The sequence below is a fragment of the Desulfogranum japonicum DSM 18378 genome (assembly GCF_000429945.1).
Lineage (GTDB): Bacteria > Desulfobacterota > Desulfobulbia > Desulfobulbales > Desulfobulbaceae > Desulfogranum > Desulfogranum japonicum.
In genome coordinates this window covers 64,574-84,758 of sequence record NZ_AUCV01000021.1, presented here as the reverse complement: position 1 = coordinate 84,758, position 20,185 = coordinate 64,574, and the positions used below count along the sequence as shown (strand labels likewise).

Genomic DNA, 20,185 nt, shown 5'->3' with positions numbered 1-20,185 from the left:
TATGTTGTATGTAGGGCTGGTTCGTTACTCTTTGTTATTGGCTGGGTATGGCTTACGGATAATTTTCCTGTCACTGAACACCTTGCGCTCCTTGGTCGTTGAGCTGTTCTGATTCGGGGAAATATGAATCCAGCAGTTCCTGCGCCTCCCGGCGCACAGCACCGTCGGCATCTATTCGTATTGCCCATTCCAGGGCGGTTTGGGCTTTTTGTCTGTCTTTGTTGTTTGTAAGCAATAATCTGGCATAGTCCAGGTGATAAAATGGGGTGTATTTTCTTTTGGTAATTGCCTGGTTATACAGGTCGTCAGCCAGTTGTTTTTTTCCTTCAGCGGCCAGAAGGGCGGCACGACAATAGAGATAATCTGCGTTGTGCTGTACCTTGCTTTTGTCAATTTTTCCAAACAGGTCGGCCGCCTGGGTTATTTTATTGGAGCGGATGTACAGGGTCAGCAGATCCAGGGCCAGACTGTTGTCCCAATGCCCCGCAGATATGGCGGATTCCAGAGCCTGCATCATGTGGTCCATATCTCCCTGCCATTCATACAGGCTCGCCAGATAGAGCCATCCAGGTTTGTCACCGGGGTCGGATTCTACATTTTTTCGCATCAGAGAAAGAAGAATGGCTCGTTCTTCTGGAATACTCCGATCCAGAAGGTCGCGATACTGCATGCGTATCATCCATGGCAGGGTCTGGTGCTCAAGCGCTTGCTTGAATTGCTGTGCCGCCTGCTCCATGAAAGTGGATGAAGCCTCATCCTGCATTTGCGTTTCCAGGGTTTTCAATGCCGGCAGGTTTTGGGAAAGAGGAAATTTTGCCAGGGGCTGCCTGTCTCTGGTTTGCCAGAATAAATGAGCTGTTCTGGCAATTTGGAGAGACAGGGAAGATGGCTGCAATCGGCTGCTTTTCCGTGCCCAGTGTATGGCCTGGATCGGATCGCCGCTTTTCAGGCTGTTAAGAGCTATAAGTGCTGTGAGGTGGGCCCTGCTTGTCCGCTTGATTTCATGGGGGGGCTGTCCAAGGATTTCCGCAATTGTATTTTCCTCACCAGGTACAAAAAGTACGCTCATGAAAGGAGAAAGATCTTTTTGAGAAGGACTGTCCCAGTATGTTCCGGGAAGATAAAATTTGCTTATATGTTCGATGCGCTTTCGTTCTTCGTGTCGGTCTGCGTCAGAACCGTTTTCAAGAAGAAGGTCTTTATCTATGTCTTCTCCTGTGTTGCGCTTCAGATTATATAAGAGGTATCTGTAGTCAGAGCAGATGGCAAAATTTCTTTCAGAGTCCAGGCCATATACAAGGAGAAAGGTGTTTTTAACCGGTACAATCACCGGGTAACCATGGGCAAGAAGCTTCTGGGTGACCTCAAAATCTGTGTGTAAAATAAATGAGGCAAGTCCGAGATTCCGGGCATTATCATCCAGTTCAGCCAGGGTTGGCATTGGACTGAGGGCAATACTTTCCTTTTTGGTTGAGAGATCCTTCAAAGAGCTCAGTAGCTCTGCTTCAGTGGAAACATCTTTACGATGCAGGCGGGCAGCTTTGAGCAGGACCATCCAGTTATTGGTCATATACTTGTTATAGCTTATAAGCGGCATATCGATGGGAGAAGACGTGTAGAGATACTTCGGTTTTGACAGCGCGGCTTCAGCATGCGTTCTGGCGGAAAAAAGCTGGGGTCTTGAGGGGCTGGAAATAAGTTGATGGTACAGGTCCCGGGCTTTTTCCTTTTTTCCCTGCTGGTAATAAAAATCAGCCAGCTCCTGAGTGAGGTCTGCATGGATTTCATGTTTTGGGAAACGGTGTATCATGACCTCCATCTGTCTATGTGCTCTTTCACGGTTGACTGACGACGGCGATGAGAGTTCATAGATGATCTGTTTTTGGTATGTTTGCCAGAGCTCGGGGGAAAAGAATTCCTGGCCAATAAGCAATACGCAGACCAGGGGATAGATCATGAATGAACGTTTCCAGAAATCTCTAAATCGGGGAGCTGCTCCAATGAGCAAGGGGATAACCGCATAGGGAATCATATTTTTAGACCAGAAAGAGAGCAGTTTCACAGACAGATCTGTATCTGTTCGTGGAAACAGAGCCCAGCTGGAACCAGTGTAAGAAAGCTCCCCCTGAAAAAGAATAAACATGGTCAGCCAGCTCAACAGAATAAGGCAGCAGCCGAAAAACAGGATCGCGCCAAGGAATGAAATAATATGGGCAGGAGAAAATCGTCGTTCTTCTCCTGCCCACCAGATTCCTACCAGTGCACTATATGGAAGATACCAGGGTAAATAGCGGAAAAGATCCCAGAGCAAAACCCTGGTTTCCTCCAGATCCCGGCTTTGAATCATCCTGAATCGTTCGCCAATGATGGGGAACAGTGCATGGATAACGCTTAGTCCGGCACCGATGAGTAAAGCTATGCAAAATGGTGCCAGCCAGCTTTTCCAGGAACGCAAGTAATATCTTTTTGGCGCTCTTCCGAAAAAAGAACGTTGCATAATCCACGCTGCTGCGGACCAGAGGGTGTTGGTCGTCACAGCAATAGCCAACAGGGTGTCCCAGGTTAACTGGCTGAAAATTGAGAGAAAAACAAGGCCTGCAAATAGGCCCAGGTTGCACAGTACAAGCAGGCAGGCCGTTGCTTTATATCCCTGTCTGAAGAAAAGGCGGCAGACAAGCAGCCATGGATAAAGCCCGGAAACGGAAATTCCTGTAAAAATATATACGTACCAGGGGTGAAGACCAGGATATTGTTGGTTCTGGAGATGTTGAGATGAGCTTGACATATAACAGGGGTAATTCTAGCGTTAATTTTCTGGAGATACTGCTGTTACTGGATAATTCCGAAAGATACAAACCTGTGCCTGAAATATTGAAACAATCTTCATAAGGGAAAAGCTGGGAACTGTTTCAGTTTTCAGTGGAACTATACAGAACGGCATAAAAGAATATTCAGTCAATAGTATGGATGGTTGATGTTGAGATAAGGAAATTTTCAACAACTATATGCCATATAGTACAGCGTTGCAATGTGTTTGTCGGCCATTGATGACAGGTTTGGGCGGGAGGCGAAAATTCTAGTTGTCCTGCAACGATTTTGTCTTGTTTGTGAAAAAAAAGGGGGCATCATTGATGACGCCCCTGGTGTATTGCTTTTTTCGTAGCCAGTTTGAGGAATCCGGCTGATGCAGGTGTAAATTAATTAGCCTGTATTTCTATCTGCCTGGGTTTTGCTGTCTCTGATTTTGACAGATGCAGTTCCAGGACGCCGTCTTTAAGATGCGCTTGAACCTTTTCCACATCAATGGTCTGAGGAATGGCAAAGGTACGTCGAAATTCAACGTCACCAAATTCCTGCCATGCCGATGTCCCTGTAGAAACTAGTTTTCGTTCTCCTGAAACAAACAATTTGCCGTTGTCAATATGGATCACGATATCGTCTTTGAGTACTCCAGGCATTTCTGCGTGTACAAGAATTTCATGATCATTTTCCAAAATATCAACAGCTGGTGTAACCACAGTCAGAGACTGTGAGGGCTTTGCTACTTCATGTTGTGTGGTTGTGGCCACGTCTTTACCTGTACTCATATATTTTTCCTCCTTCCTGTGTTCCATCAACGTCGGTCAATTTTTCATCTGAATGACCTGTATTATCCTGCACAATTTGGTGGTATTGCATTGCAGGCGTGACCCTGTAAACGCGTTGTCAATTCATCCATCAGTTGATGGTTATCTGTCTTGGCTTGGCTGCCTCAGATTTCGGCAGTGTCAGTTTTAACAAGCCATCTTTTAGACTTGCTGTAGCTTTTTCTGAATTCACCTCATAGGGTAATGTAAAGCTTCGGCTGAATGATTTTTCTCCGCGCTCTGACCGCTGAATACTGTACCCCTCGGGAACCGTGTTGCTGCTTTTACCACTGATGGCCAGGTAATTTCCCTGGATTTTGATAGCCAGGTCTTCTTTTTGCAGGCCTGGCAATTCGGCAACAATTTCCAGTGTTTCTCCGGTATCAACCATATTGGTTTTCGGATAGTTTCCAGCAGCTTGCCAAGGGGTGCCATGTGTATAGACCCGGTCAAACTCATCTAGCACATGGCCAAGGCGTGTTCTGAAAAAATGCATGGGCTCAAATAAACTTTCAAAATCATGTCTTCTCATCCACATAGTGTAACCTCCTGATGTTATCCAATTAATAATTTGGATCTATTTCTTTCTTGTCTCATAAAATAGTAATTGCTTTAATAGTGTCAATGAAGAGATGTGTAAAAAAATGTTTTTTTGGCTTTCATTACTTTTTTGTATTGCATGGACAAAGTAATGCAAATTGCTTATTAATGATAAAAAGGGTAAAAGGCGGGACGAGAGGTGATTGTATGAAAAAAGAAACTGACACCCTGGGATTGACGGCAGATACATTAAAAGGCAAGCAATCTGTACGCGCCACATTTCGGTTGCCCGAAGAGGTCATCAGGTTGTTAAGTATTGCAGCAGCCCAGCTAGGAATTAAACAGAAGACGTTATTTGACCAACTGATTGAAGACCAGGATGTTCTTGATCGGGTTGCCCGGGAAGCTGAAAAATACACCAGTCAGGCCCAGTCAAGACAGCAGAAGACCTATGTATTAAGCAGGAATTCTTTGATTTCCCTGGAACGGGTTTCCAAACAGCACGAAATGCCAAGGGACATTCTTGTTGAGGTATCCATACAGAGATTACAGCCCGTTCTGGATTCGGAACAGAAAAAACAGCGCAGAAGACGACAGGCCTTGGAAGAAGTTGAGCGATATTGTGCCAGGGGAAAGCAACTACTTAATGAAGTCGGTAAACTGCTTGGTGAAGATGATCCGTTGTATCAACATCTGGAAAGTGGAGTGGGGCAGCAGGAAAAGCATTTACAGCATATGCGGGAAATCGTTCGGCAGGGAAAGAGTGTGGAGGAGCTGTGAGCAATATTCATCCATCTTCGGAGTCTGCCGTTTTGCAATAGCTTTATAGCTTGCAGAACAAAGCAGACTCCGAGAAACAAGGTGTCGGCGGGATTCTTTTATCCGTTATGGCCGCCTACCCATATTTCAACTCTTCGATTCTTATCCCTGCCTTCAATACTTGTATTGGAGGCAATCGGCAACTCTTCTGATGCACTGAGAATTGATCGTACAGGTATTCCCCTTATCTTGAGTTCGTTTTCTATGGCTTTGGCCCGTTCAAGGGCAAGCCTGGTATTGTTTGCATATGAGCCCATGTTATCGGTAAACCCTATAAGGGTCAGGGTGTCAAAGGTGTATTCTTTAAGAAAGTCCACCATACGATCCAAATCCCGCAGAGAACGGTTATCCAGATTTTTGCTGCCTTCATTGAAGCGAAAGTTGAGGGAGAGGCGTTTTTTTCCCTCAATTTCCTGTAGGTAGCGGTTGAATATTTCATGGTTTTGCACCTGATTTTGTGCTGTATCAATGGCTGCGGTAAAAGCACGAATCTGCAGGTCAACAAAGCCCGTGCTGTTCACAACTTTTTGTCCATCCCTGGCAAGACAAAAATCAATAAAACGAGCTGCAACCGGGTTGTTTGAATCTCCAGGAAGGTACAGGTACAGACGACGTGCCAGTGGGTAATCCTCTGTGGCAACAGTGAAAAAACTTGGGAGCACCGGCGCTGTTCCCTGTGAGGAAATGGCGATCGCCTTTGATTGACGTATGTAGGGAAGGCCAGTAAAGCCGATTCCCATCATATCCATGGACACCTTGTCCGAGAGTTCGGGGTTTGATTCAAATCTTTTTGCACCATCTGTAAGAGGCGTTTTCTTCAGGACAATACTTTTGAAGGTGTCGTAAGTTCCTGATTTGTCGTCACGAGAATACACGTTGATGGCTCCCTTCAACCCACTTTCGGGTATTTGTGCCCAATCTGTAATCTTGCCGCTGAAAATATCCCCAACTTGAGAAATGTTTATATTTTTCAGGTTGTTATGCTTGTTGACGATAACTGCAATGCCATCCAGGGCCAGAATATGTTCACTGGAGGGAGAGGTCATTTCGCCGTGTTCTTTCAACGCCGCTTTTTCTTTGTCTTTAATTCTACGGCTTGCCATACCCACATCACAGCTTCCGGCAAGCAAATCTTTGAATCCAGTGGAAGAGCCATGGGCAAAAATTTCTATGCCAACAAGCCCTTCGTTGGTTTGGCCTGTAACGATTTTTTCAACTGCTGCTTTTTTCTGTTCAATTCTGATGTCTTTGGCATGTAAGACCTGCTCCATATATGTATAGGCCAGATTAGGTGCCAGCTTGGAACCAATGGTGTTTGATCCGTGGAGCCTGAGAATGATTGCAGGAGAAGCGGATGAAGTAACTGCCAGAGCGGAATTTACGTTTGCTGTTGATACCGTGGAAATTTTGCCAGTGGCTGACGCGAGTCGGTGGCTATTGGATGCACTATTATCTGATTGCTGATGCGAGGCGAGCTTTGGGTCTGTTTTGGATAGATTTGTAATTTTGCTGTCCTTCTGGTGGTAAAAAAAGATATAACCACCCAGTGCCGCACAGATACAAAGTACCAGCGATACATAGAAAAGAGTGTGCTGGTACCAGGGTGTTGCCTGTTTGCCGGCAAGAGTGGCTGTATTGGAGGGGACTTTTTCTTCATCCATCAGAAAATCTGAACTCAGTACAGGAATCGCATCTTCAGCTTGGTGTTGCTGCTGCTTCTGACTTTGCTCCATGAGTTGTTCAAAAGATGTGTGAATATTGACCGGGGGCATCTGTTTCAATTTTTTTTCCTGACAGGAGCCTTTTGCCAGCGCAATCAGGGCCTGAAAAGCCAACTCTCCCCGCAGATCACCATATGATGCGTAATGAAGTTTGCCCTGGTGAAAAATCAGGTATCCTTTGCCTTGTTCGCCCTGAATACTGATGGCTTTTGAGCCACTCTGGCTGGACAGGCTTGTCAAATACTGCGGGAAGTCTATATCACTGAGCTGGACTCTTTGTTCCGGTGTATCAATGAACTGCAACAGGGTTATGAGTCTGGCTGGATCAACGGGTTGGGTTATAAGGCCTGATAAGGGAAGTTGGAGAGTTTCGTTTAAGGTGGCGTCTGAGTTCTTTTTCAGTAGTATAATCCGTGTATTGGGAAGAGTCGACTGTAGGAGCGGTAGGAGTGTGTTGTTTGGTTGGGAAAGGATGGCTTCCGGACAGATTATTCCATCAAAGGTCGAGTTTTTAAGCAGAAAAGTCGCTGCAATTTCATTGGTGGGAGTAACTGTGACTGTGTACCCCTCTTTTTGAAGTTGTTCTATGTATAACTGTCTGTTTTGGCTTGGTTTGTCGATAACAAGAAGAGTTTTCATGTATTTGGTCATAGGTTGAGGAAGCAGAGAATTGTACGGTTTGCCTTTCGTGATGCTTTCAGGAGAAGACTAAGCGTTCAGCACCACTTAGTCCTTCCCCACTATGAACCAATTAAAACTTTGGAGTATTTGCTTGTCAATGGCAACAGGCTGATCCTAATCATCTCCTAATGGAGATGAACAGCTTGTCATTCATGGTAAAAGTATATTCAATGGCAAAGCGTGTGGGTGCAGGCTCTCATTTAGAAGATGGCTATTGGCAGGGAAAGCTGGGCACAGGTGCCTCCCTGCAAGCGATTTTTCAGGATAACCTGTCCATTGTGGAGCCTGGCTACCTGGCGCACAAAACTCAGACCTAATCCTGTGCTTTTTTTCCCTGTTTCAGGACGTTCGAGGGAGTAAAATTTTTCAAAAATTCTTTCCCCTGCAAAGTCAGGAATTCCTGGCCCTTGATCAAGAAAGACAAAGGTTATGGAACCGGGAAAGGTCTCAAGCCGTATTTCAATGGTTCCACCGGTCGGGCTGAAGTCCATGGCATTTGTGAGTAGATTGTTCAGGGCACGGTTAAGCAGAAAGAGATCCGCCTGCACAGTATCCTCTCTTCTGGGAGGAGCTATAAGGCGCAATTGCTTCTGTTCAAGAATCGGTTGGGCTGATTCTATAAGATTGTTGAGCAGAGATTGTATTGCCACCGTTTCTGTTTGCAGTGGTTCTTTCCTGTTCTCCAGGGATGAGAGTTCCAGCATACGATCGATTACCTGTTGCATGCGCAGGGATTCTTCCCGGATATTTGCCAGGAAACGCTTCTGCTGCTCCGGTGGCATGGGTTCTGTCAACAGTTCAGCAGCTCCGCGAATGGCAGAGAGCGGACTTTTCATTTCATGTGTCAGGTTCTGAATATACTGTTCAACATAATGTTTGCCTTCAAGAGCGTCCTGCATGTGATAAAAAGCATTTCCCATTATACCGATATCACTGTTTCCCAACTTGGGACGTGGAGGATGTCTGCCGTTGGCAATGTCCTGGGCATACCGGGTTAATTTACGAATAGGTCCGGCTAACCAGCGCGCCAGCAGAAAACTGAACAGTGCGGCAACGGCCAGGGTGAATAGCGCGGTGCCGATAATCTGCAGTTTTGCCTGTCTGAGAAAGTACCAGATATTACCTGTCGGTTTGGCGACAGTCAGCACTCCGATGATGTTTTGTTTTTCATGAATAGGGGCTGAAACATGGAGAACCGATGAGGTCTCATCCAGACGGTCCATTCTGGTGGTGCGGGCGCCATATTCTCCCAGTAAGGTACGTTGCACGTTCCGCCACAGAACATAATCGCTTCCAAGGGCATCCTTACGGCTAGAGTCAAACAGGAGTTTGCCCTTTGCATCAGTGATATAGACCCGGAGGTCGACCCTGGTTTTGGTAAGGGAATATATTTTTGCCCGTAGTTTCCTATGGTAGACTTTGTCGAACCAGTTGTGCCATTGTTGAGAGGAAAAATTGCCTGCAGCCATCTCCCTGCCAGCATATTCGGCCAGTATATTGGCTTGATCAACCAGGGGATCTTCCACCCCTTCCAGATAACGAGTTCTGAGCGTGCCGATATATTGGCTCACCGGATAGTAGAGACAAAGACTCAGCAGCAGAAGGTTGCAGCAAAAAATTCGAGATCCCAGTTTCATGACAGCTCTTTGAGAGAGTATCCTACTCCTCTGTGGGTGGTGATAATGTCCATATCCGGACGGATTTGTTTGAGTTTGGCACGCAGGTTTTTAATGTGGGCATCCACTGTGCGGTCCATGCTGGCATCTGGCTCGTCCCATGCCCTGGCCATGAGCTGATCTCTGGTAAATACCTTTCCGGGAGAGGCTATAAGTAGCGCAAGAAGATTGTACTCATAGCGGGAAAGCTCCAGGGGGGTCTTGTAATAGTATATCAACCGTTTCTCCGGAATACAGGTGAAAGGCGTTGGAAATTCGGCTGTATCTGATTGCCGTGTCCTTCTCAGTATTGCTCGAACCCGTGCTGCCAGTTCCCGTGGACTGAATGGCTTGACCACATAATCATCTCCACCTATTTCAAGACCGACTACCCTGTCGATTTCATCGGTACGTGCAGTGAGGAAGATAATAGGAACGGAGCTGAATGTACGGATTTGTCGACAGAGCTCAATGCCGTTCATGTCAGGCAGGCCTATGTCAAGAATTACCAGTGCAGGCACGTTACCTTGTATTCTTTCCAATGCAGGAAAGGCTGCCGTCACTCGTTCAGTGAGACAACCATCGGTCTCCAGTGCGTATTGAATGGTGTCGGCGATGGTGGGTTCATCTTCAACAATCAAGATCAGGGGTTTGTCCATGGGAATTTGTATGTTTACCGGATGATCGATATGACTGCCACAGTTTGCGGGACAGAGAGTATGCCGTTGTGAGTACAATGCACATGCACAGAATGGAGGCGCTGTGCTCCCAGTACCTGAGCGTATAGCTGTTTCTGTTGAGCAGCGGTATAACCAGTGTCATGCCAGCATACCAGAAGAATGGGAAAAGAGCGAGAACCTGCGATGAGCACGTCTGGGCTGATTGTTCGATCTTTTCCAACAATATAGTGGTGGCGTTATAGAGAAACAACAGCATAAGATAATATATCAGAATGCCGCTCAATCTGTGTACACGCTCAGGGGTAAGCCAACCAGCTTCCATGTGATGTTTGAAAAGCCAGATTGCCAGAATAATGCGTACTGAGTTGACCAGGATTGTGTATGTGTAGGCCAGCAGCGGAGTGACCAGCAGCCATTTCCAGAGCTGAGAACTGTTCAGGGTGATGATTCCCTGGAAGGCAACCATGCACAAGACAATGAGCATGAAATTCAGTCCGCAGCATACCGGTGCAATGATGATCTGGAGTTGTTGGTTAACATATCCCAGATGCGGATCAAAGGTAAACTGCACAGAGGTATACAGTTGTATAAGTTTTGCTATGGGGCCAAGAAGCCAGCACAGTTGAGCGGGGGTGGCAGAGCTGAACCACAGTTTTAATATCAGGGCAAACAGGAGAACACAGCATCCTGCCCATATGCGGGCAGGGTGCTGTGTTATCTGTCGATACAGGTTCATGATTGGGCCTTGCGATGTTTTCTGTATCTGAAGGCAAGAACCAGTCCAATGAAAGGCAGCAGAAAAATAAGTTCCGGCTCAGGTACCCTGTGCATGGAACCGTTTCCTATGCTGGCGTTACTTACACCCTTAGGCAGGGGCAGTGGCTGGGTGACATCTTCTGCCTGGGTGTGGGGATTACGAATACGTTCGTCAACAGCAACGAAACTGGTAAAGGCAGTAAGCAGATTATGAGTCAGCCCAAGAGTGGTAACTTCTGCCACGTGTTCAGGGTTGATATTGTTTTGCGCAAAATCAGATAGACGGCTTATGCGAGTTCGTGCCCAGAGATACTCCAGTCCCCGATCCTGCACAATGGTTGCTTCTGTCACCTGGTAGCTTTGATGAAAAGGGCCATTGCCGCCTGCTCCCGAAATTTCCAGAACACCGTTCGGTTCTCCCCTCCATTTGCCGAAAACAAGAACCGGTCGCTGTGCAAAAAGATCCGGGAATTTTTGAGGTTCTACATCATACATTGTGAAGTTGTTGGCAGTAACCTGAATATTGGTCAACACTGGAGCTGAAATATAGTCGCGAAAGTGCTGGGCAGTTGCTGGTGCCATATCCGGGTCAGTGACGATAAATGGTTCGCCCTGTCCGGATTTTGCCATGCCTTCAATCAGGTATCGATTGACGCTGGAGCCTATTCCAAAAGCAAACAGGTTGCTATGCTGCAGGTTTTCCTGAATGGTGTGAAACACTTCTTTTTCCGCATCTATGTAGCCATCTGTGAGCACGACAATGGTCCGGGAAACACCTTCTCGTTTGGGGAGGCTCAGGGCTTCGTTCATGGCAGAAAGCAGATTGGTTCCTCCACCTCCCTGCTGGTTATTCACAAAGTGAAGAGCCTGGTCGATGTTTTCTTGGTTTGCAGGAAGAGAAGCCGGGGCCATTACTGCTGACGAACCGGCAAAGAGGAGCAGGTTGAAGTGATCTGTCGGCCGAAGCCCCATGACCAGGTCTTTTATCAGTGTTTTGGCTGTATGTAGCGGAAAGCCATGCATGGAGCCGGAAACATCAACGACAAAGAGATACTCACGTGGTGGAATTGCTTCGGGCAAGACACGTTGAGGCGGCTGGGCCATGAGCAGGAAATAATTCTCTTTTTCCCCCTTCTGCAAGAGCAGTCCGGAGGTGATTTGCTTTCCCTGCAGACGGTATTTGAGGATAAAATCCCGGTCTCCTCCAAAGGATGCTGCGGGATCAAGTTGTACGTCGACATTTTTTTCGTCGATATAGGTTGTACGTGTTTTATGGGTTCTGCATTGAACATCATGGATGGGCATGCCGGCGGCTACACGTGCAGAGAGGGAAAAACCGGTATGGGGTTGAGCACCTTTTTTCAGGTAGGGATTGGCGATCCATTGGTCCTCGGGTCTGGCATTTGTTGCTGGTTGGTCAGAGTATCTGGGGCCGACAACCGTTGGGAATACAAAACTGTATATCGACTCAGATGGTACCAGGAGTTCGCTGTAGCGTAACTCGATTTCAACAGTATCTCCAGGCATGATGTTGGCGACATCCATGCTGAAGACATTGGGGCGTTGCTGGCTGAGCAGCGAACTGTTTTTACCCGCAGCCTTTGCCTGTTCAAAAATTTGTTTTGCTTTTTCTTTTTTGTGAATTTGCGCTGTGATCCGGCGTTCACCTATGGTCATGGTCATGCCATGAACAGCCGCATTGGTTGATCCGGGAAAAATATATTTTGCATTGATTGGATGTGAGCCGTTATTCGCATAGTATTGACGAACTGTGACATTGGCGATTACGCCACTTATCACTACTTCGACTTTGGTGTCCTTGAGGGGAAAATCATCGTGGGATTTTTCTGCACCTTCAATAAAGAAATACGGGGAGAGTGTTGTATCTCTTTGTATTTTTGCCGTAGCTGTGAAGGGCACACAGATGAATACGATCAAGCAGAAGAACAGTATTCGATCGGAATACATGGGGAACCTCCTGGTAAAAGATGAATAATGGTATTTCTTTCATCTTAGCCAGGTAGTGTGAACAGAATGTGAAGGGAATATGAAAAGGGTGCGAAAAAGGTAACCGTTAAAAATGGATACCACCTCGTAGGGGAGACGGTCAGCTTGAAACTCCCCTGTATTTTTGTTACCGGTTACTAAAAATCATAAAGCCTGGCTGAGCAAACGCTGCAGGGCGTGGAAATAGGATTTTTCTTCCCTTGTAAAACGTTCCTTGAGCCCATAAGGATATTTTGTGACAGAGCTGGCGGCGATATCCAGGCAGGCACTGAGCAGGTTGGCAGTAATATCTTCTGCTTCCTGCTGGCTTTTGTTGGCAAGTCGGATGGGAATAAATGCCTGGCGCATGGCATGGAGCATTGAGGGCTCTGGTTTCTGGCCAAGCAGTTCTGCTACAAAATCTGCAGCCATGTATTCATCCAGTACCAGGCAGCCTGCCAGTTGGTTGATTTCCTGAACATGATCGAGCATGTAATCGACCAGAAGCTCGACCTCTGCCTGTTGAATACATTCATCGGCCCAGGCCATTTCCGCCAGAATTACCAAGTCTACCAGGTAGATATGCTGTTCTTCGATGCCAAATCGGGCAAGACGTTTAATGGCGTCCTGAAAGGTAGTGATCGGTGGTACTTCCATTACTTTTCCGTGCAGGTAAGAAAAATTGAGTTCAACTACAATGACTATAGCCTAATTATGCGGTGGGATCGAGCATCTTTTGGGCTTGTGACTGTCCATAAATACTTTTTTTGCCCGTTGACTGTATTCTTCTTAAATTTTTATCCTCGGCGGTACGCGTATATTCCAGTAGCCGCTATATGGATTATTCTCCCGGTATGGGCAGCATTCCTGCACTTTCATCTGTGGCATGCATTTCAGCTATTAACTGGTTCAGCCCATCTTCCAGATTGACCAGGTGAGTATCGTTCAGCCTAGCCAGAGCTTCGGATAATGTTCCCTGAGCAGGTCTGGGAGCATCTGCCAAAAGTTTGGTACCATATTCCGTGAGGTACAGATGCACTGCACGCTGATCTTTTTTTGATCGATCCCTGCGTACCAGATCCTGGGCTTCCAGCTGGTCAAGCATGTTGCTGCATGTGGAAGGATGGATTGTCAGAGCCCTGGCCAGCTCGGAAACTTTTAATCCGGGACTGGCAAAAAGTTCCCAAAGCATCCAGAGTTTTGCACCACTCAGGCCGCAGGAACGTTCCACGGTTTTAGAGTGGGCCTGAACAGCTCTGAAAATTACTCGCAGCTGTTTGGTAATATTTTGCATTCGTTGCTGGCGAAAATCCATAAGGCTATTGGTACGACTGGTTTCAGCATTTTTTGGTATGTTTGGCATGGTGGTCCATGGACGTATGCACAGTGTATATAGAATAAAGGTTCAAGATCTGTCAATGGGACAATGCAGAGGATACAAAATTATGTTCTCACCTGCTGATAACAGAAAACCGTATGACAAAGGAAAGGAAAAACTTCTATGTGTTACTGAAAAATGCAGCGAGACCCCAGGCTCCTTTGCAGTGCCTGAGGTCTCTTGCAGGCTTGTCAGGTCAGTTTTATTCTGCTGCTTTACGGGCTTCGTCCAGCCAGCTGTTCCACTTGTCGGTATTTTTGGCAATCCAATCGCTGACGTGCCGTTCGATATCCTGTGGAGATTTTTCACCTTCATTCATTTTGGTGTTCTGTTCGTTGATATCTTCCAGAGGAAGCGTGAACACCTCAAAGAATTTCTTGGCAGCGGGATTTTCCGCAATGAATTTTTTATTGGCAACTATCTGAATATCTGAAACCACGAAGCCAAGCTTCACAGGATCGCTTACAGCACCCTGGATGCCGGAGACAGTCATACGATCTTCTGCGGCTTTCTGGGATTCCTTTGGCATGATTTTCGGAACATTAATCCACATGACATCTTTACCTGGTTTGAGCTTGAAGATCGTCCAGTTTGGTGCCCAGGTATAGAAAAAGATAGGCTCACCGCTTTTGTAAGCTGCCAGCGCTGAGGCCATACCCGCCTCGTAGGAAGCTTTCACAGGGTTAATATGCGCATCCAGATCATAGACTTTCATATGATGTGAGATAACATTTTCACATCCCCATCCTGGAGGGCATGCGGTCAGATCCGCTTTGCCGTCACCATTTTTATCAAAGGCTTTTTTTACCTCTTCCCGTTTGAAATCGTCCAGCGACTGGATGTTGAATTTATCCACTTCTTTTTTGGATACCAGGTATCCCTGTAAACCACCTGCCTTGACGACATATCCGTATTTGCCTGCTTTTTCATCGAAATTCTTGGGGAGTTGGCTGTCATGGTTGGGGAACCAGCCGTTGGTCCAGTAGTCTACATCCCCGAAAACAACGGATTTATAAAAGATCGGATTTTGCAGATCTTTTGGTTTTTTGACTTTGTACCCGAGTTCTTCCAGGCCCTTACGTACCAGTGCCTCTTGGAAAAAACCGGTGTTCCAGGTGGCCCTGGCAGGTTGCAGGGTCTTTCCTTCTCCGGGTTTATCCGAAGCAAGGGCAGAACCGGCGCTCAGTGTAAGAGCAAGGGTGAGGCCAAGTGCGGCTTTGGTAAATCTGAGCATTACTTTCTCCTTTTTAGAGTTATCTGTAGCGATAAGTTCCTCTGACGTATACGGTCTCTTATTTTTTCTGTGCCATAGCCTGGGTGATGCGGTCAAGGATGACGGCCAGCAATACAATGCCGAAGCCACCAATGACAGCCATGCCGATATCCAGGGTGTTCAGACCAAGAATAACGGGTGAGCCAAGGCCGCCCGCACCTATAAGGGCTGCGATAACAACCATGGAAAGTGCCATCATGATCGTCTGATTCAAACCGGCCATGATGGAAGGCATGGCCAGGGGAATCTGCACTTTATGCAGTACCTGCCAGCGTGTGGCACCAAAAGCCTGAGCTGCTTCAACCAGCTCCGGATGCACCTGGCGGATACCGAGACTTGTCAAACGAATGAGTGGCGGCAGGGCAAAAACGATGGTCGCCAGGACGCCCGCAACATTACCCACGGAAAAGAGCATGACAATGGGAACCAGATAGACAAAAGCAGGAGTGGTTTGCATGGCATCAAGAACAGGCCGTAATCCTGCTTCAAAACGGTCGCTGCGCCCGGAGCATATGCCAAGCGGAACACCAGCCAGCATGCAGAACAGGACAGAGGACAGCACCATGGCCAGAGTGGTCATGGTATCCTCCCACAGTCCGAGCAGGCCTATGAGCACCAGGGTGACAACAGAAAACAGAGCCAGCCCCTTGGATGCAAACCGGTAGGCAAGAGCAGCTATCACTGCTATGATAATAAGAGGATGAACGGCATTAAGCCCTACATCCAATGCGTTAAGCGTTTTTTCAACCGGCCACTTGATGGTTTGAAAAAATTCTCGATAATTTTCAACAAGAAAATCCACAGCCTGGGAGACCCAGGAGTCAAGGGGAATTACTTTATCCTCAAACATAATTACGTATTCCTGTAGGTTGTTTTATGCGGTAGTCATCTCTTGCTCTGCACGGTGCAGTGTGCGCAGGAAACGGTTTTTGGAAACCACACCAAGATATTTTCCGTCTTCATCAATTACAGGAACCGGCCAGGGGCTGCGGGCAACTTCCGGCAGAATGTCCTGCATGGAGTCATCCACTCGTACGGGTTTAGCATTTTCGATGAATCCCTGGTCTATGGGGTTGTCTTTGGCTCCTTCTTCAATGAGCTGCTGGATTTTGTCCACAGTGACAACGCCCAGGAATTTTCTATGTGAATCCAGCACATATCCAACGTCTCTGTCTTTACTGGACATGAGTTCATGGGTGGTTCGCAGACTACCTGCCTTGGACTTGATAATTGTCAGTTGGGTATCCCGGACAATATCGCCCGCAGAAATAACATTGGTTGGGTCCACACCTCGGAAGAACGCTCGGACATAATCATCTGCCGGACTTTGAAGTATTTCTTCAGGCGTTCCGACTTGTACAATACTTCCACCTTCCATAATGGCGATACGGTCCCCGATGCGAAGTGCTTCATCAAGATCGTGGGAAATAAAAACAATGGTTCGCTGGTGGTTTTTTTGCAATTTGAGCAGTTCATCCTGCATTTCAGTGCGAATGAGCGGGTCCAGTGCGGAAAATGCCTCGTCCATAAGAATGATATCAGGATCAACGGCCAGCCCTCGTGCAAGGCCAACCCTTTGCTGCATACCTCCGCTTAATTGAGAGGGGTAGGAGTCTTCCCATCCGGAAAGCCCCACCTGATCCAGAGCTTCCTGGGCACGTTCCTTTTTCTTCTGTTTGTCTGCTCCTGCCAGATCAAGGCCAAAGGCAACATTATCAATGACGGTGAGATGGGGAAGCAGGGCAAAGGATTGAAACACCATGCTCATGTTATTGAGTCGAAAACTGACCAGTTCTTTCGGTGTCATCTCCACTACATTTTTTCCATCGACATGGACGGAGCCAGCAGTGGGTTCGATGAGTCTGTTTAACATCCTGACGAGGGTGGATTTTCCAGAACCGGAAAGCCCCATGATGACAAAAATTTCACCGGCATGTACTTCGAAATTGGCGTCCTGGACACCCACGGTCATCCCGGTTTTATCCAGAATAGCTTCTTTATCCAAACCCTTATCCAACAACTCCAGGGCTTTTTTGGGGTTTTCGCCAAAAATTTTGAAAAGATTTTTAACAACGATTTTTTCCATGATTTTTCTCTGCTCAAATTACCAGGGTTCAGGAATCAACTTCCCCTTGCCCGGTCTGGGCGAAGTGAAAAGCAGAAAGAACAACAATTTATATGAGGTCGTCGGGTATCCGACTTCATTGCTTTAGGTAATATTATGTTGAATAAATATTATGTTGAATGATACTGTTTGTGGATAAATAATATTGCAGCATACTATTTTGAGAATGGATGTCAAGGTAAATTGCAAAGCATTCTGGTTTGATTTACCTGTTTGTCCGAGTAACCTGGTTGTATTTGCCCTGCCTTGGTTGCTAGCTGCACTCTTTTGGTTTATAACCAAAAATAACCTTGTTTAAATATTCAGATTGAGCGTACTCAACTGCACTCTTTGCAAGCTGAGCCACCCATGTTGATAGGCTTTATTTTTTCAGTATATAAACCTTCCAGGAACATCGCATAGCTTCCCTAACAGATGTGTTTCTCTTTCGAGGCACATCCCATCAAAAAGGAGACCGTAATGCTGACAAAATTACGACGCTTTGTAGAAGATAATCAGGATGCTGTATACAGCCTCTTCAGACGTTTTCAGGGAGATGGCAGAAATCTTATTTTAGGCAGTGAGATCTGGGATGAATTTCTTCGGTTCTGTAAAGAAAACGGACATGAGTATCTCCTTGACTCGCCTTTGGCAGAAGCACTGAAAAAGAGCCAGGAAGCGACCATTGTAGATCCCTGGCTGTATCTGGATATCAGGCCTCGGGTAGCCCGCTGGCTCTACGTGCGTTACCATTTTGAAAGTATGAGTTTTGAAGAGGTTTCCACTGCAGAATTTCTTGCGTTTAAGGAAAATCTCGTCAATGACAGTTATAATATACCCATTCTCGAAATCGACTTTAATCCCTTTGAACGTAACTTTCCTAAAATGAATCAGTCACGCTCAATCGGTCATGGAGTAGAGTTTCTGAACAGACGTTTTTCCACCAAGCTGACCAATGAACTTGCCCAGGGTGAAGAGCCGTTGCTTGCCTTTCTCAAAGTGCATGGCTACCAGGATGTCTCTTTTATGATCAATAACAAGATTGATAGTACGGCAGACTTGCGCAGGGCGTTGATCAGGGGCATGGAATATCTGGATAAACAACCCCCGGATCGGGAATGGCCGGATCTCGCCCATGATTTGAGGGTTTTGGGGTTTGAACCAGGATGGGGCCGCACCATCGAAGGAATCAGGATCAGTATGAGCCTGCTGGCAGATCTTCTCGAGGCTCCTGATCACGAAATCCTGGAACAGTTTCTTGCCAGGATTCCCATGATTTTTAATGTGGTTATTCTTTCTCCCCATGGTTTTTTCGGGCAGGAACATGTGCTCGGAAGGCCAGATACCGGTGGCCAGGTTGTATATATTCTGGACCAGGTCCGTGCTCTGGAAAGGGAGATGCAGAAACGAATTTACAATCAGGGATTGGACTTTACTCCCCAGATTCTGATTATCACCCGTCTTATTCCGGATTCTGAAGGTACAACCTGCTCCTACCCGGTGGAGCAGGTTCATGGAACGGACAATGCCAGTATTGTACGTATCCCTTTTCGGAACCACGATGGTACAATTATCCCCCATTGGATATCACGTTTCCAGGTCTGGCCTTATTTGGAGGAATTCAGTCGTGAGGCGGAAAAAGAGATTCTCGCCAGGCTGGGCAGGCGCCCTGACCTGATAATCGGAAATTATTCCGATGGAAATCTGGTGGCCTACCTCCTTGCCCGGAGTCTTGAAGTTACCATGTGCACCATTGCCCATGCCCTGGAAAAGACCAAATATCTGTATTCCGCCCTGTATTGGAAGGATATGGAGGAACAATACCACTTTTCCTGCCAGTTTACGGCTGATCTCATAGCGATGAATTCCGCTGATTTCATTATCAGTTCCACCTTTCAGGAGATAGCTGGATCCAGTGACGTGGTGGGGCAGTATGAAAGTTACAGCTCATTTACCATGCCAGGATTACAGCGTATCATTCACGGTGTAGATGTGTTTGACCCCAAATTCAATATCGTGTCCCCGGGAGCCGACGAAGAAACCTATTTTTCCTATACTGAAAATGACATGCGGCTCTATGGTCTGCATGGAGAGCTTGAGGATTTGATTTATGGCTCGGCGCAAGCGGACAGTCGCGGAGAACTGGCGGATAAGGATAAACCCCTCCTGTTTTCCATGGCCAGGCTGGACCACATTAAAAATCTCACCGGGCTTGTGCAGTGGTATGGAGAGAATCCTGAATTGCAGGAGCTGAGCAACCTGTTGATTATAGGAGGTACCACCAATCCTGATTACAGCGGGGATAATGAAGAGCGTGAGCAGGTTTTACGGATGCATGAAATTATTGATACCTATAACCTGGAATCCAAGGTGCGGTGGTTGGGAGTTCGCCTGGATAAAAAACTTTCAGGTGAGTTGTATCGTTATGTGGCCGACAGGAAAGGGGTTTTTGTACAACCTGCCTACTTTGAAGCTTTTGGCCTGACTGTCATTGAAGCCATGGTGTCCGGATTGCCGACATTCGCCACCTGCTTTGGTGGGCCATTGGAAATCATAGAGCATGGACGTTCTGGATTTCATATCGATCCTAATCATGGTGATAAAGCGACGCAGGTTATGTTGGATTTCTTCCAAAAATGTGCGGAGGATCCCAATTACTGGGAGACTATCAGCGCCCAGGGCCGGCAGAGGGTTGCCGAACGGTATACGTGGAAGCTGTATGCCAAGAGGCTGCTTACCCTGACCTGCATTTACGGCTTCTGGAAATTTTCGACGAATCTGGAGCGAGAGGAAACAAACCGCTATCTGGAAATGTTGTATCATCTCCAGTTTCGTCACAGAGCTGAGCAGATGCGCAATGTCGGCTAATCCGAACTTTCCATGAATTGTGTAGAAATGGATTAGCCGCTTCAATTTTTCACGTTGTTACAACAGGGTGTTTTTATGTCGGCACTGGCGCATGGAAC

At 46.9% G+C, this 20,185-nt stretch carries 15 protein-coding genes; 2 read left to right on the top strand and 13 right to left on the bottom strand.

Annotated elements, in window-relative coordinates; translation table 11 throughout:
• Positions 1 to 70: 70 nt before the first annotated feature.
• The 3 genes from G493_RS0111300 to G493_RS0111285 all read right to left on the bottom strand — a co-directional run bounded on the left by G493_RS0111300 (position 71) and on the right by G493_RS0111285 (position 4,164).
• Positions 71 to 2,785 (bottom strand): tetratricopeptide repeat protein, encoded by a 2,715-nt coding sequence (locus G493_RS0111300; RefSeq protein WP_028580474.1) that lies wholly within the window; start codon positions 2,783 to 2,785, stop codon positions 71 to 73.
• Between the two features lie 412 nt (positions 2,786 to 3,197).
• Positions 3,198 to 3,587, bottom strand: a complete 390-nt coding sequence (locus G493_RS0111295) for an Hsp20/alpha crystallin family protein (protein WP_028580473.1) — start codon at positions 3,585 to 3,587, stop codon at positions 3,198 to 3,200.
• A 130-nt stretch (positions 3,588 to 3,717) separates the two neighbouring features.
• Complete coding sequence (locus tag G493_RS0111285; protein WP_028580472.1) at positions 3,718 to 4,164, bottom strand: Hsp20/alpha crystallin family protein; 447 nt, start codon at positions 4,162 to 4,164, stop codon at positions 3,718 to 3,720.
• A gap of 209 nt (positions 4,165 to 4,373) precedes the next feature.
• On the opposite strand from G493_RS0111285, the gene G493_RS0111280 reads away from it, so the two are divergent.
• Positions 4,374 to 4,946, top strand: coding sequence for a hypothetical protein (locus G493_RS0111280; protein WP_051309243.1), 573 nt, complete (start codon positions 4,374 to 4,376; stop codon positions 4,944 to 4,946).
• A gap of 98 nt (positions 4,947 to 5,044) precedes the next feature.
• On the opposite strand, the gene G493_RS32120 is transcribed toward G493_RS0111280, so the two are convergent.
• The 10 genes from G493_RS32120 to proV all read right to left on the bottom strand — a co-directional run bounded on the left by G493_RS32120 (position 5,045) and on the right by proV (position 17,201).
• Positions 5,045 to 7,345 carry a substrate-binding domain-containing protein gene (locus G493_RS32120; RefSeq protein WP_161629820.1) on the bottom strand — a complete coding sequence of 767 codons (2,301 nt, stop codon included), beginning with the start codon at positions 7,343 to 7,345 and terminating at the stop codon, positions 5,045 to 5,047.
• Positions 7,346 to 7,587: 242 nt separating this feature from the next.
• The gene (creC, locus tag G493_RS0111270; RefSeq protein WP_028580470.1) at positions 7,588 to 9,024 is read right to left on the bottom strand and encodes a two-component system sensor histidine kinase CreC; all 1,437 of its coding nucleotides are present in this window, start codon (positions 9,022 to 9,024) and stop codon (positions 7,588 to 7,590) included.
• On the bottom strand, positions 9,021 to 9,701 hold the full coding sequence (gene creB, locus G493_RS0111265) for a two-component system response regulator CreB (RefSeq protein ID WP_028580469.1): 681 nt from the start codon (positions 9,699 to 9,701) through the stop codon (positions 9,021 to 9,023). Before creB ends, creC begins: the two co-directional genes overlap by 4 nt.
• The gene (gene xrtK, locus G493_RS0111260; protein ID WP_028580468.1) at positions 9,673 to 10,458 is read right to left on the bottom strand and encodes an exosortase K; all 786 of its coding nucleotides are present in this window, start codon (positions 10,456 to 10,458) and stop codon (positions 9,673 to 9,675) included. The genes creB and xrtK overlap by 29 nt, the downstream gene beginning before the upstream one ends.
• Positions 10,455 to 12,446, bottom strand: coding sequence for a VIT and vWA domain-containing protein (locus G493_RS0111255; RefSeq protein WP_028580467.1), 1,992 nt, complete (start codon positions 12,444 to 12,446; stop codon positions 10,455 to 10,457). The genes xrtK and G493_RS0111255 overlap by 4 nt, the downstream gene beginning before the upstream one ends.
• 183 nt (positions 12,447 to 12,629) lie before the next feature.
• Positions 12,630 to 13,121 (bottom strand): hypothetical protein, encoded by a 492-nt coding sequence (locus tag G493_RS0111250; protein WP_028580466.1) that lies wholly within the window; start codon positions 13,119 to 13,121, stop codon positions 12,630 to 12,632.
• Between the two features lie 184 nt (positions 13,122 to 13,305).
• Complete coding sequence (locus G493_RS0111245; RefSeq protein ID WP_232363750.1) at positions 13,306 to 13,827, bottom strand: MarR family winged helix-turn-helix transcriptional regulator; 522 nt, start codon at positions 13,825 to 13,827, stop codon at positions 13,306 to 13,308.
• Between the two features lie 217 nt (positions 13,828 to 14,044).
• Entirely contained in the window at positions 14,045 to 15,076 is a 1,032-nt protein-coding gene (gene proX / locus G493_RS0111240; RefSeq protein WP_028580464.1) for a glycine betaine/L-proline ABC transporter substrate-binding protein ProX, read from the bottom strand.
• Positions 15,077 to 15,134: 58 nt separating this feature from the next.
• Complete coding sequence (locus G493_RS0111235) at positions 15,135 to 15,965, bottom strand: ABC transporter permease (RefSeq protein WP_028580463.1); 831 nt, start codon at positions 15,963 to 15,965, stop codon at positions 15,135 to 15,137.
• Between the two features lie 24 nt (positions 15,966 to 15,989).
• The gene (gene proV / locus G493_RS0111230) at positions 15,990 to 17,201 is read right to left on the bottom strand and encodes a glycine betaine/L-proline ABC transporter ATP-binding protein ProV (protein ID WP_028580462.1); all 1,212 of its coding nucleotides are present in this window, start codon (positions 17,199 to 17,201) and stop codon (positions 15,990 to 15,992) included.
• Between the two features lie 498 nt (positions 17,202 to 17,699).
• Between proV and G493_RS0111225 the strand changes: the two genes are divergently transcribed.
• Positions 17,700 to 20,087: a sucrose synthase gene (locus G493_RS0111225; RefSeq protein WP_028580461.1), complete on the top strand. Its 2,388-nt coding sequence runs from the start codon at positions 17,700 to 17,702 to the stop codon at positions 20,085 to 20,087.
• The last annotated feature ends 98 nt before the right edge of the window (positions 20,088 to 20,185 follow it).